Consider the following 12,887-nt stretch of genomic DNA (forward strand, 5'->3'; position numbering starts at 1 on the left):
CGGCGTCAAGCGCCAAGGACCCAACGGCTTCCCGCCCACTCTCATCATGACAGACTTTCCAGACACAGGGACCCATACGCCGCAGCGAGCGTTTGGCGAAGACTCGGAGTTGCCAGCGAGCCTCAAACCACTCTCTGTGGTTATGGGTCCCGGCCTTCGCCGGGACGACACTGAGGGTGCAGCCCTGCGAGTGCCCCATCACACCGCGGTGAACCCGTTTCCCTCCGGCGGTAAAATGCTCTAGAACGAGCCCGGCTCTTTTCCATGGAGAAACGACGATGGCTATCCAAGTTGGCGACAAGCTGCCCGAGACGAAATTCCGCGTGATGACGGCGGAAGGCCCGCAGGTGAAGACCACCGACGATATCTTCAAGGGCAAGAAGGTGGCGCTGTTCGCGGTGCCCGGCGCCTACACCGGCACCTGCCACAAGATGCATCTGCCGAGCATCTTCCTCAACGCCTACGCGATTAAGGACAAGGGCGTCGACACCATCGCGATCGTCTCGGTCAACGACGCCTTCGTCATGAACGCCTGGAAGCGTGACACCGACCAGCGCGACGAGGCCGTGTTCCTCGCCGACGGCAATGCCGACTTCACCAAGGCGATCGGCATGGAGCTCGATGCCTCCGGCAACGGCCTCGGCATCCGCTCCAAGCGCTATTCGATGCTGGTCGAGGACGGCGTGGTCAAGAAGCTGAACCTCGAGGCGATGCCGGGCAAGGTCGAAGTCTCCGGCGGCGATACGCTGCTGGGGCAGCTGTAAGGCGGCCAGCTCTTTCTACCGCGCTCTCGGTGTCGTCCCGGCGAAGGCCGGGACCCATCACCCCAGGGCGGAGTTGCTGCGCGAGCTGGCAACTCCGAGTCATCGCCAAACTTGACCCTGTGATTATGGATCCCGGCCTTCGCCGGGATGACAGCGGAGCGTGCGGCGCGAAACGATCGCACAAGCGAAATGCTTCGCCCCTACTCCGCCACCCGCGTCTGCGTCCTCGCCTTCACGATCCCGTCCCGCGCGAGTTGATCGGCACGCTCGTTCTCGGGATGGCCGGCGTGACCCTTGACCCAGTGCCAGCGAACCGCGTGCTGCTTCAGCGCCGCGTCGAGGCGCTGCCATAGCTCGACGTTCTTGACCGGCTTCTTGTCGGCGGTACGCCAGCCGTTGCGTTTCCAGCCGTGGATCCATCCGGTGATGCCTTGCCGGACATACTGGCTGTCGGTGTAGAGATCGACGGTGCAGGGCTTCTTCAGCGCTTCGAGCGCGGAGATCGCCGCCATCAATTCCATCTGGTTGTTGGTGGTGTGGCGCTCGCCGCCGTTCAGCTCTTTTTCCTTGTCGCCGAACTTCAGGATCGCGCCCCAGCCGCCGGGCCCGGGATTCCCCGAGCAGGCGCCGTCGGTATAGATCGTGACATTGGGGAGCTCGCTCACGCGACCAGTCCTGACGGCATCAGCCCGTAATCGCGCGCGCTGGATACGTTCTGGTGGAAGCGCAGCTTGCGGACATATTCCAGCGGATCCTTGGGCTTGACCAGCGCGCCCGCGGGCACGTTGAGCCAGTCGACCAGCCGCGTCAGCAGGAAGCGGATTGCAGCCCCGCGCGCGAGCAGCGGCAGCGCGGCCTCTTCGGCTTCCGAGAGCTTGCGCACCCGGCCGTAAGCGTTGAGGAAGGCGCGCGCCTTGGTGACGTTGAAGGCGTGATCCGGCTCGAAGCACCACGCGTTCAGGCAGATCGCGACGTCGTAGGCCAGCATGTCGTTGCAGGCGAAGGTGAAGTCGATGATCCCCGACAGCTTGTCGCCGAGAAAGAAGACGTTGTCGTTGAAGAGATCGGCGTGGATCACGCCCTCGGGCAGATTGTTCGGCCAGACGCCACCGGAGAGATAGTCGAGCTCGGCCGAAAGAAAGGCGCGCAGGCCCGGCTGCACCTCGTCGGCGCGGTCCGCCGCCGCATCGAACAGCGGCCGCCAACCCGCGACAGACAACGCGTTGGCGCGCTTGATCGTAAAATTCGCGCCGGCCAGATGCATCCGGGCCAGCCCCTCGCCGACACCGGCACAATGGGTCGCGTTCGGCTTGCGCGGCCAGATGCCTTCGAGAAAGGTGATGATCGCGGCGGGCCGTCCCTGCAGCTCGTGCAGCGCCTCGCCGTCCTTCGCCTTCACCGGCAGCGGGCAACTGACACCGTGCTCGGCCAGATGCGTCATCAATGCCAGGAAGAACGGCAGATCGTTCTTCGCCACGCGCTTCTCATACAGCGTGAGGATGAACGAGGCTTGCTCGTTTCCTTGGCTGGTGTGCAGCAGGAAGTTGGTGTTCTCGACGCCCTCGGCGATGCCCTTGTAGGAGAGCAGTTCGCCGATATCGTATTGCTTCAGGAAATCCGCAAGCTCGTCGGCGGCAACGTCGGTATAGACCGCCATGCAAGACTACTCGGCGGCAGCTTCAGGGCGCACCTGGCGCGGCAGCGGGAAGAACTCGTTCTCTTCCGCGGCCGAGACCGTCTCCACATGCAGCGTGTAGCGCTCGGCGAAGGCGTCCATGATCTCCTCGACGATCACTTCCGGCGCGGAGGCACCCGCGGTGATGCCGAGGCTGGTGATGTTGCCGAACCTGGTCCAGTCGATGTCGGCAGCGCGCTGTGCCAGCACGGCGATCTTGCAGCCCTCGCGTTCGGCGACCTCGCGCAGGCGCTGCGAGTTCGACGAATTGGGGGCGCCGACAACAATGAGCGCGTCGACCACCGGCGCCACCTTCTTCACCGCGAGCTGGCGGTTGGTGGTGGCGTAGCAGATGTCTTCCTTGTGCGGCCCGTTGATGTTCGGGAAGCGCTCCTTGAGCAGCGCCACGATCTCGGCGGTATCGTCGATCGACAGCGTGGTCTGGGTGACGAAGGCCAGATTGTTCGGGTCCTTCGGGCTGATGGTCTTGGCGTCCTCGGCGGTCTCGATCAGGGTGACCGCGCCGACCGGCAGCTGGCCGAGCGTGCCGACCACCTCGGGATGATGCGAGTGGCCGATCAGGAAGATCTCGCGGCCGCGCTTGAAGTGGATCGCCGCCTCGCGGTGGACCTTGGTCACCAGCGGGCAGGTCGCATCGAGCGAGAACAGATTGCGGGACTGGGCATCGGCGGGAACCGACTTCGGCACGCCATGGGCCGAGAACACGACGGGAGCGGTGGCGTTTTCCGGGATCTCGGCGAGCTCCTCGACGAAGATCGCGCCCTTTTTCTTCAACCCGTCCACGACGTATTTGTTGTGCACAATCTCATGGCGAACATAGACGGGGGCGCCATACTTATCGAGCGCCCGTTCCACGGTGTCGATCGCCCGGACCACCCCGGCACAGAAGCCGCGGGGAGAACAAAGCACGATCTTGAGGTCTGGTTTGGCTGACATTGAGCGATCTCGGGACCGAATCACCGTTCGCCTTCTGGCGGGGGACGGTCGATGGATGGAAAAGGGCCTAAAACGGTCTGCTTGGGCGTTATAGCGACTTGAGAGGGAATTGGGCCCCCTTTCCGGCGCTGTCAAGGCACTATCTATAGCAGAACCATTGCGTGGCTACCCCCTCCCGGCTTATATAACGCGAATTCCCTGTCATCGCTGATGACCACCGGTTTCGCCTCCAAAGGGGTGGGCGAAGCACAAAGGAGATTTGCCATGAGCAACGCACCTCTGATGCCCAAGGCGACCGCCGTCTGGCTGCTCGACAACACCGCGCTGACCTTTGACCAGGTCGCCGATTTCACCAAGATGCACCCGCTCGAGGTGCGCGCGATCGCCGATGGCGACGCCGCGCAGGGCATCAAGGGCATGGACCCGATTTCCAACGGCCAGCTGACCCGCGAGGAGATCGAGAAGGGCGAGAAGAACCAGGACTACCGGCTCCGTCTTCAGGAGAGCAAGGTCGTGCTGCCGCCCCAGCCGAAGCGCAAGGGCCCGCGCTACACCCCGGTGTCGCGCCGCCACGAGCGCCCCAGCGCCATCCTCTGGCTGCTGCGCAGCCATCCCGAGCTCAAGGACGCCCAGATCATGCGCCTGGTCGGCACCACCAAGAGCACCATCGCCAGCGTCCGCGACCGCACCCACTGGAACACCTCCCAGCTGACCCCGATCGATCCGGTGACCCTCGGCCTCTGCTCGCAGATCGAACTCGATTTCGAAGTGGCGCGCGCGGCCAAGGAAAAGCCGGTCGACACAGCCTATGGCGGCGCCACCCTGCTGCCGGCCTCCGAGACCACCAAGAAGGACGAATTCGAGCCGGCCGAACGCTCGAGCGACGACCTCAACGTCGATGCCGTGTTCGCCAAGCTCAAGACCCTCGGCGGCAAGAAGCAGGAGCAAGAGGAGGAGTAGGACTCCGCTCTTTCATTCGTCATCGAAACGCAGAACGCGGCGGGATAACCCGCCGCGTTTTTGTTTGCGCATGACCTCTTATGGATGGTTCAGCATGTATTCGCCGAGATCGCGCTGGCGGCGATCGGCGCGGGCGGTCGCAGAGCTGCGCTGGACGTCGCGGTCCTTGCGGCAGGCCACATATTCCGGCGAGCCGACCGCGAGGCCGCGGCTCTGGCACACCGAATCGTCATCGTCGCCCCCCATCGCAACCGGCGTCTGGTAGCGTGCCGAGCAGGCGGAGAGAGCGATGGCGAGCAGGACGGCTGCAAGCAGGCGCGGCGCGGTGGCGAGTGGCATACGAGGTCCCTTATTGGCCGGCCCTGTTTAGCGCGGAATGCGGAGAATGTAAGTCCGCAGGGACCTTGCGTCACACCTTCCCCTTCAGCGCCTCGCCGATCTCGTCCAGCACCTTGGGATCCTCGATCGTGGCCGGCATGGTCCAGGCCTCGCCGTCGGCGATCTTCTTGATGGTGCCGCGCAGGATCTTGCCCGAACGCGTCTTCGGCAGCCGGCCGACAGTGATGGCAAGCTTGAACGCGGCGACGGGGCCGAGCCGGTCGCGCACCAGCGCGATGATCTCCTTCTCGATTTCGGCGGGCGGGCGCTTCACACCGGCTTTCAGCACCAGGAACCCGCAGGGCACCTCGCCCTTGATCGCATCCTTGACGCCGAGCACGGCGCATTCGGCGACATCGGGATGCGAGGCCAGGATCTCTTCCATGCCGCCGGTGGAGAGCCTGTGGCCGGCGACATTGATGATGTCGTCGGTGCGCCCCATCACGAAGACATAGCCGTCCTCGTCCTTGTAGCCAGCATCCGAGGTTTTGTAGTAGCCGGGGAATTCGCTCAAATACGCTTCCTTGAAGCGCGCATCCTGATTCCACAGCGTCGGCAGGCAGCCCGGCGGCATCGGCAACTTGATGACGATCGAGCCCATGGTGTTGGGACCCACCGGCTTGGCTGCCTCATCCACCACGTCGACCTGATAGCCCGGCATCGGCACGGTCGGCGAGCCGTGCTTCACCGGCAGCAGCCCGAGCCCGACCGGATTGCCGGCGATGCACCAGCCGGTCTCCGTCTGCCACCAATGATCGATCACAGGCACCTTGAGCTGCTGCTCTGCCCATTCCACCGTCGGCGGATCGGCGCGCTCGCCGGCGAGAAACAACGTGCGGAATTTCGACAGGTCGTATTGCCGGATGAACTTGCCTTCCGGATCTTCTTTGCGGATGGCGCGGAACGCGGTCGGCGCGGTGAAGAGGGCAACCGCCTTGTGCTCGGAGATGACGCGCCAGAACGCGCCGGCGTCGGGCGTGCCGACCGGCTTGCCCTCATACATGATCGAGGTCGCGCCATGCAGCAGCGGGCCGTAAATGATGTAGCTGTGGCCGACCACCCAGCCGATGTCCGAGCCGCACCACCAGACCTCGCCCGGCTTGACGCCATAGAGGTTGAACATCGACCACTTCACCGCGACGAGATGCCCGCCATTGTCGCGCACCACGCCCTTGGGAATGCCTGTCGTGCCCGACGTGTAGAGGATGTAGAGCGGATCGGTGGCAGCGACGGGCACGCAAGGCGCCTTCTTGCCCTCGTTCATTGCCTTGCGACGCAGGCTCGCCCAATCATAGTCGCGCTTTGGCGCGAGGTCGCAAGTCAACTGCGGACGCTGCAGCACGATGCAGGCCTTCGGTTTTGCGGCCGCCAGCCTGATCGCTTCATCGAGCAGCGGTTTGTACTGCACGATGCGGCCGGGCTCGATGCCGCAGCTCGCCGAGAGAATGAGCTTTGGCTGCGCATCGTCGATGCGGGTTGCGAGCTCCTTTGCGGCGAAGCCGCCGAACACCACGGAGTGCACCGCGCCGATGCGCGCACAGGCGAGCATCGCAACCACGGCCTCCGGCACCATCGGCATATAGAGAATGACGCGGTCGCCCTTGGCGACGCCAACCTCCTGCATGATGGCGGCGAGCGCCTGCACTTCGGCCAGCAGTTCGGCATAGGTGAATTTGGTGACGGAATTCGTCAGCGGCGAATCATGGATCAGCGCGACCTGGTCGGCGCGGCCGCGCTCGACATGACGGTCGAGCGCGTTATAGCAGGTGTTGACGACCCCGCCTGTGAACCAGCGGCCGTAGACGCCCTGCGTTGCATCGAAGATCTTTTTCGGCGGCTCGATCCAGTCGATTTCCCTTGCCGCCTCGGCCCAAAAGCCTTGGGGATCGGCCAGCGAACGCGCGTGGACCTCGTGATAAAGGCTCTTACCCTGGACGTTCATTCCCGGCGCTCCCGTTTCCTCTTTTTTGGCCTCGCCTTGACCTGACGGCTGGACGTCAGTCCCGCCATGACAGGGATCAAGTGCCGGCCTTGTTTGAGGGATATTTTCCGGGAACGGGCCGCGGTTCAAGCTGAAAAGGGTGGTTGGCCTCCCTCTCCTCGTTCTTACGGCGGAGACGCGAACTCACCCCTCCATCGCATTCAGCCGCTGCAACCGGTCCTGCATGACCTTCTTCAGGTCATAGCCGGGGCGGCGGAAGCTGGCGTCGCGGGTGGCGAGGAAATCCTGTTGGGATTTACGGAAATCAGCCGCCGAGCGCCGGCTCATCGATTTCAGCACGCGCTGATAGGCCTCGGCGAGCTGGCGATCGAGCACGCTCAATTGCGGATCGGCGCAGATCACCTTCTCGACCTCGCGCTTGGCAGAGGCGCAATCGAATGACGGGCCGCTGCCGGAATTCGCGGTCAGCGGACCTGGAGCCTCGGCGCCGAACCTTGCGATCTCCGCCATCATGGTGCGGCGGCCATCGGCGGCGTTGGTGTCGCCCGGGTCGAGCCGCAACGCGGTCTCGTAATCGGCCAGCGCCTTCTTGCGCTCGCCCATCTTGGCGTAGAGCACTGCGCGGTTGTTGTAGGCCTTCGCGAAATCAGGATCGAGCTTCAGCGCGTCATTGTAGTCGCTCAGCGCTGCGCCGAACTCGCCCTTGAACTGGTAGGAATCACCGCGGTTGGTGAAGAAGTTCGGCCGCGGTGCCAGCCGCAGCGCCCGATCGTAATCGGCGATCGCCTTGTCATAGTCCTTCATCGCGGCATAAGTGAGCCCGCGATTGTCGTAATATTCCGGTACGTTCGGATCGATCCTGATCGCCTCGCTGTCGTCGGCGACGGATTTGTCGAGCTGGCCGAGCTTCTTGTAGGCCGCGCCGCGATTGGTGTAGCTGCGCGCCCGGCTGGGATCGAGCCGCAGGGCCTCGCTGAGATCGGCGACCGCCTTGTCGTTGTCGCCGCTGAGATAATAGGTCGCGCCGCGGTCGGACCAGGCCTGCGCGTAATCCGGTTTCAGCTTGATCGCCTGGTTGTAATCGGCGATCGCTCGGTCGAAACGGTGCTGATTGGTGTAGGCGACGCCGCGCAGCTCATAGGCCTCGGCATCCCCCGGGTCGAGCTCGATTGCCTTGCTGAGATTGGACGTGGCGCGGTTGAGATCGCCGCCCGCCTCGCGCAACAGATCGCCGCGCAGGCGCCAGGCGCGCGCATTCTTGCCATCGAGCGCGATGGCGCGGTCAATATCCCGCAGCGCCTGCGTGAGCCCGCCGGACGTGTGCGCATTGACGTCGGCACGAACCAGCAGCGCCGCGACGCGGTCGGAGTTCGGATTCGATGTCTGGTCGATGATGGCGCTGCACGCCGACACGATTTCGGCCGGCGCAGCCTTGCTGCCCATTACGCAATCGCCGGTGGCCGACGCCGGAGTCGCGAGGACAAGGCTCATCGCGGCGCCCAGCAGGAAGCTGCGTAGCGGGACTTTGGATATTTGCGCGGTAGGACGCGTGCCGCACATGGCGGAAAGCTCCGTGACATCAGGTTTCACCATTGTCTCGGTGGGCGCGTCATGGGTTCAAATCGGGGCCTGTTCCTGCCGTCATGGCCGGGCTTGTCCCGGCCATCCACGCCTGACCCACAGCACAAAGAACGTGGATGCCCGGCACCAGGCCGGGCATGACGACCTCTCAAGCGGCGAAGAGCGCGGCTAGTACCCGTCCGCCCCATTCAGCCTCTGCAGCCGCTCCTGCATGGCCTTCTTCAGATCGTATCCCGGCCGGCCGAACCCGGCGTTGCGACGCGCGATAAAGTCGTCCCGCTCGTACCGGAGCTTCTTCGCCTCGTCCTCGCTCTGCGCCTCGCGGATCACGCGCGCGTTCGCGGCATACACTTCGCGGTCGAGATCAGCGAGCTCGCGATTGGCGCAGATCGCCTTCTCGACCGGGCGGCGCGCGCCGGCGCAGTTAAAGCTGGGCTTGCCGGCCACCGCCATCTGCGCGCCGATTCGTTCGAGCTCACGCGCCATCGCCCTGTGATTGGCCTTGGCCTTCTCGTGGTTCGGATCGATCCGCAGCGCGGCGCCGAAATCCTGTACCGCCTTCGGCTTGTCGCCCTTCCTCAGCCAGAGCTCGCCACGTGCGTTGAAGACGTCGGCCAGCGTCGGATCGAGCTGCAACGCGCGGCCGTCGTCAGCGATGGCACGGTCGATCTGGTCATGCCGCGCATAGAGCGCGCCGCGCGCGACCAGCGCCTTGATGACATCTGGCTTTGCCGTCTTCTCGTTGTCGATGACCGCGGCGCAGGCCGGGCCTGCCTTGTCGATGTCGTCGGCAGCGGTTGCAGCGAGGCATGCCGCGACGTCGACCTGCGCGACGGCGGCGGGCTCACCGCCGGTTGCGGCGTGAGCCGCACCGGGCAAGACCGCTGCAAGCAGGACGGCCGCTGACATCTGAATCAATTTTTGAAAACGCATGCTCGTTGTCGTCGAAAGGCTTGCCTCGGGGCCGTACTGTCCATCATACGGCCGGATTGGTGCTAGCTTGTAGCGCTGCTCACATCGGTTTCGGGAACGAACGTGTCGACATTCGAATGGATCATCGCGCTTCTGCTCGGCGCCGTTGCATTATCGGCGCTGGCGCGGCGGATCAAGGTCCCCTATCCGACCTTTCTCGCCATCGGCGGCGCGCTGATTGCCTTTGTGCCTGATAGCCCGACCTGGACCCTGCAGCCGGACCTGGCCTTGGCGCTTTTTGTCGCACCGGTGCTGCTGGATGCCGCCTTCGACACCTCGCTGCGCGATTTGCGCAACAATTGGGTTCCGGTCGCGACCCTGGTGGTGGCGGCGGTCGGTCTGACCACTGTCGCCGTCGCCTTTGTCGCGCATCGTCTCTTTCCCGACATGCCCTGGGCCGCCGCTGTGGCGCTCGGTGCCATCGTGGCGCCGCCCGATGCCGCAGCAGCCGTCGCGATCCTGAGCCAGGTGAAGCTGCCCTATCGCATGGTGAAGGTGCTGGAGGGCGAAAGTCTGCTCAACGACGCCAGCTCACTGCTGATCTATCGCATCGCAGTTGGCGCTGTCGTCATGGAGCACCTGACATGGAGCGAGGTCGCACCGACGATCGCGCTCGGACTGGTCGGCAGCGTGCTGGCCGGCCTTGTTGCGGGGCGCATCATTCCGCCGATCATGGAGCGCGTGAGGGAGGTGCCGAGCGCGATCATCGTGCAGTTCGCCACCACCTTCATGATCTGGATCGGCGCCGAGCATCTCGGACTCTCCGGCATCCTCACCATCGTGGTCTATGCCATCACCATCGCGCAGTCGGCGCCGGCGCGGATGCCGGCGCGGCTGCGGGTGCCGTCCTACGCGGTGTGGGAGACGACGGTGTTCGTCCTCAACGTGCTCGCCTTCATGCTGATTGGCATGCAGATGCGGCCGATCTGGACCAAGCTGGATACGGATGTGCGCTGGGAATATTGCGTGGCGGCGGCCTGGATCCTGGCGACGGTCATCCTGGTCCGTCTGCTCTGGATCACATTCTATCGCACCACGCTGCGCGCCCTGATCGCGCACGGGATCTACCACCCAAAGGATCCGAAGCAGGTCGCCTCACCCAAAGGGGGGCTTATCATCTCCTGGTGCGGCATGCGTGGCCTGGTCACGCTCGCCACCGCCTTCGCACTGCCGGAGAACTTTCCCTATCGCGACTTCATCGTCTTCATCGCCTTCGCGGTGGTGCTGGGCTCGCTGGTGATCCAGGGCCTGACGCTGCGGCCGCTGATCCTGGCCTTCGATCTCAGGGATGACGACCCCGTCGGCGTCGAGGTCGCACGTGCCCGGGCCATCGCCTATCGCGCGGCGCTCGATGCGATCGAGGACGATCCGTCAGAGGAGGCCGAGATCCTCAGGCTCGAATACCGCGCCATCCTGATGCAGGCCGATGACGATCCGCACGGCGGCATCGTCAATGGCGAACTGCCCGCCGATCCCCTGCGCCGCCGCGCCATCGAGGCTGCGCGCAAATCGGTCTTCCATCTACGCACCACCGAAGTGATCGGCGACGACGCGTTTCACCGGCTGGAGGAAGAGCTGGATCGCGCGGAGCTCAGCGCGGGGGGATGATTTCAGCTCGTCATCCCGGACAAGCGCGCCCCAAGCGCGCGGATCCGGGATCCATACGCCTCAGCAATCGTTTTGCGAGCACTCGGAATTACCTGCTTCGCGCAACAACTGCATTCCGTGGTTATGGATCCCGGATCTGCGCTGACGCTTGTCCGGGACGACAGCGGAGTGTGAGGCGACGCTAAGCCCCCGCCTTGCACGTAATCCCGCCGTCGACAACCAGCTCGATCCCCGTCACATATTTCGACTCGTCCGACGCCAGAAACAGCGCGGCGTTGGCGACATCGAACGCGTCGCCCATGTGGCCCATCGGCACCTGCGCGTCGCGGGCGCGCCACATCGCCTCGACGTCGCCCTTGGCGTAGCTGTTGGCGAGGCCGGCGGAATGCTCCACCATCGGCGTCTTCATCAGACCGGGCAGGATGGCGTTCACCCGCACATGATGCCGCGCGAACTCGATCGCGGTGGTGCGCGTCATCTGGTTCATCGCGGCCTTCGAGGCGCCGTAGGTGACATAGGAGATGCCCATGTGGCGAATCGAGGCGATCGAGGAGATGTTGATGATCGAGCCGCCGCCCTGCGTCACCATGACAGGGATGACGTGCTTCATGGCGAAATAGGCGCTCTTGAGGTTGACCGAAAAGACGCGGTCCCAGCTCTCCTCGGTCACCTCAACCACACTGCCCATCTCGGCGATGCCGACATTGTTGTCGAGCACGTCGATACGGCCATACGTCTTCAGGCACGCCGCGACCATCGCCTCGATCTCGGCGGGTCGCGAGACATCGGCGGTGAACGCGGTGGCCTTGCCGCCTTCGCCGGCGATGATGTCAGCTGTCTCCTCGGCGGCCGCACCGTTGCGGTCGACGCAAAACACCCGCGCGCCCTCGCGCGCAAAGGTCACCGCGGTCGCCTTTCCGTTGCCCCAGCCGGGCCCGATCGAGCCGGCGCCCACCACCATCGCGACCTTGCCCTTGAGTCGGTCCATCGCGTGTCTCCCGCGTTGTTTTCTTCGTAGCGCGCCTCACCGTCCCTGGCAGGCCTTCACGGGCAGACCGTCACTGGAACGTCATGTCCAGGCACTTGGAGATGTCGGAGCCGAGGCCCGAGGAGATGGTGATGCAGCCGCGGATCTTCTGCGCGGTCATGTCGGCAGCCCAGACCGAATAGCCGCCGGGGCCGAAGAACGAATTGGTGTTCGGCGGCTCGGTCTCGGTCGCGTCGAAATCATAATGACCGTCGGCCTCGAAGATGCGCGGCTTCTTGGTGCAGCCGCCGTCGGTCTGGACGTTGATGACTTCCTTGTTGTCGCGGGTCAGCGCCAGCGACACCTGGCAGCGGAAATATTCCGAGGTCTTGGTATTGAAGAGATAAGTGTAGGACTTGCAGGTCGCGGTGTTGAGCTTGCCCGGGGCAAGACCGCGGCTGCACGAAATCCGCTGGTTGTGGCTGAGCTGGTAGTCATCGGCCCGGGCGGCCGGCGCGAGCGCCGTCAGCGACACCAGGGCAATCCCGCAAAATTTAACGACGTGACGCATTCGAATCATCCCCACCAATATCTTTGTCGTGTTGCGTTCTAGACTGAAAGCGGAACATAGTCGCGAGGGGACGAAGGGAAAATCACAACTGCTGGACAAGACGTGATGCGCTGCGGCGTCATCGCAGATTGACCCTGACGCATCGTTCGTGATTTGTTCAAATGGGCACCCCGACAATGGGGAGGATGGATGATGGCATTTTCAATCAAGACCTTTGCAATTGCAGCCGTGCTGGGCGCCTTCGCCGCCCCGGCATTCGCACAAAATGCGGCAACGCCTTGGGAGCTCAAGCCGGACACCGGCTATGCCTATGACAAGGACGGCAAGACCTTCTCTTACAAGATGGGCACCAACAATGCCGGCGAGTTGCTGAAGGGTGCCAAGAAGGTGCCCAAGGGCACGCTGTTCTTCATCGGCCAGAACGGCCAGCTCTACATGCGCAGCGGGCAATATCTGGAGGGCGACGGCCGGTTCAAGTTCGGATCGGATCATTAGGAGCCGAGCTGAAGGTG

At 64.1% G+C, this 12,887-nt stretch carries 13 protein-coding genes; 4 read left to right on the forward strand and 9 right to left on the reverse strand.

The window, feature by feature from the left end:
- The first annotated feature begins 278 nt into the window (after window positions 1–278).
- Window positions 279–764, forward strand: coding sequence for a peroxiredoxin (locus JQ621_RS29415; protein WP_188098920.1), 486 nt, complete (start codon window positions 279–281; stop codon window positions 762–764).
- 200 nt (window positions 765–964) lie between these two features.
- On the opposite strand, the gene rnhA is transcribed toward JQ621_RS29415, so the two are convergent.
- From rnhA to ispH, 3 genes are read right to left on the reverse strand one after another with little or no spacing between them, the layout of a single operon-like run.
- On the reverse strand, window positions 965–1,429 hold the full coding sequence (gene rnhA / locus JQ621_RS29420) for a ribonuclease HI (RefSeq protein ID WP_212240133.1): 465 nt from the start codon (window positions 1,427–1,429) through the stop codon (window positions 965–967).
- On the reverse strand, window positions 1,426–2,421 hold the full coding sequence (locus JQ621_RS29425; RefSeq protein WP_212240140.1) for a homoserine kinase: 996 nt from the start codon (window positions 2,419–2,421) through the stop codon (window positions 1,426–1,428). Before JQ621_RS29425 ends, rnhA begins: the two co-directional genes overlap by 4 nt.
- 6 nt (window positions 2,422–2,427) lie before the next feature.
- Window positions 2,428–3,396, reverse strand: a complete 969-nt coding sequence (gene ispH / locus JQ621_RS29430) for a 4-hydroxy-3-methylbut-2-enyl diphosphate reductase (RefSeq protein ID WP_212240142.1) — start codon at window positions 3,394–3,396, stop codon at window positions 2,428–2,430.
- Between the two features lie 264 nt (window positions 3,397–3,660).
- On the opposite strand from ispH, the gene JQ621_RS29435 reads away from it, so the two are divergent.
- Entirely contained in the window at window positions 3,661–4,356 is a 696-nt protein-coding gene (locus JQ621_RS29435) for a DUF1013 domain-containing protein (protein ID WP_212240143.1), read from the forward strand.
- A 78-nt stretch (window positions 4,357–4,434) separates the two neighbouring features.
- On the opposite strand, the gene JQ621_RS29440 is transcribed toward JQ621_RS29435, so the two are convergent.
- The 4 genes from JQ621_RS29440 to JQ621_RS29455 all read right to left on the reverse strand — a co-directional run bounded on the left by JQ621_RS29440 (window position 4,435) and on the right by JQ621_RS29455 (window position 9,190).
- Window positions 4,435–4,695 carry a hypothetical protein gene (locus JQ621_RS29440; protein ID WP_212240144.1) on the reverse strand — a complete coding sequence of 87 codons (261 nt, stop codon included), beginning with the start codon at window positions 4,693–4,695 and terminating at the stop codon, window positions 4,435–4,437.
- A gap of 70 nt (window positions 4,696–4,765) precedes the next feature.
- Window positions 4,766–6,676, reverse strand: coding sequence for a propionyl-CoA synthetase (locus JQ621_RS29445; protein ID WP_212240146.1), 1,911 nt, complete (start codon window positions 6,674–6,676; stop codon window positions 4,766–4,768).
- A gap of 183 nt (window positions 6,677–6,859) precedes the next feature.
- Window positions 6,860–8,236 (reverse strand): tetratricopeptide repeat protein, encoded by a 1,377-nt coding sequence (locus JQ621_RS29450; RefSeq protein WP_212240315.1) that lies wholly within the window; start codon window positions 8,234–8,236, stop codon window positions 6,860–6,862.
- A gap of 189 nt (window positions 8,237–8,425) precedes the next feature.
- On the reverse strand, window positions 8,426–9,190 hold the full coding sequence (locus JQ621_RS29455; protein ID WP_212240148.1) for a tetratricopeptide repeat protein: 765 nt from the start codon (window positions 9,188–9,190) through the stop codon (window positions 8,426–8,428).
- A 102-nt stretch (window positions 9,191–9,292) separates the two neighbouring features.
- On the opposite strand from JQ621_RS29455, the gene JQ621_RS29460 reads away from it, so the two are divergent.
- Window positions 9,293–10,837, forward strand: coding sequence for a cation:proton antiporter (locus JQ621_RS29460; RefSeq protein ID WP_212240150.1), 1,545 nt, complete (start codon window positions 9,293–9,295; stop codon window positions 10,835–10,837).
- A 181-nt stretch (window positions 10,838–11,018) separates the two neighbouring features.
- Here the strand turns inward: JQ621_RS29460 and JQ621_RS29465 are convergent, their stop codons facing one another.
- The gene (locus tag JQ621_RS29465; RefSeq protein ID WP_212240153.1) at window positions 11,019–11,825 is read right to left on the reverse strand and encodes an SDR family NAD(P)-dependent oxidoreductase; all 807 of its coding nucleotides are present in this window, start codon (window positions 11,823–11,825) and stop codon (window positions 11,019–11,021) included.
- A gap of 70 nt (window positions 11,826–11,895) precedes the next feature.
- Entirely contained in the window at window positions 11,896–12,375 is a 480-nt protein-coding gene (locus JQ621_RS29470) for a hypothetical protein (RefSeq protein ID WP_212240154.1), read from the reverse strand.
- A 192-nt stretch (window positions 12,376–12,567) separates the two neighbouring features.
- Here JQ621_RS29470 and JQ621_RS29475 point away from each other — a divergent pair, with 192 nt between their 5' ends.
- Window positions 12,568–12,870 (forward strand): hypothetical protein, encoded by a 303-nt coding sequence (locus JQ621_RS29475; protein WP_212240316.1) that lies wholly within the window; start codon window positions 12,568–12,570, stop codon window positions 12,868–12,870.
- Window positions 12,871–12,887 lie beyond the last annotated feature (17 nt).

Origin of the sequence: Bradyrhizobium manausense (assembly GCF_018129685.1) — a bacterium.
GTDB classification, from domain to species: domain Bacteria; phylum Pseudomonadota; class Alphaproteobacteria; order Rhizobiales; family Xanthobacteraceae; genus Bradyrhizobium; species Bradyrhizobium manausense_D.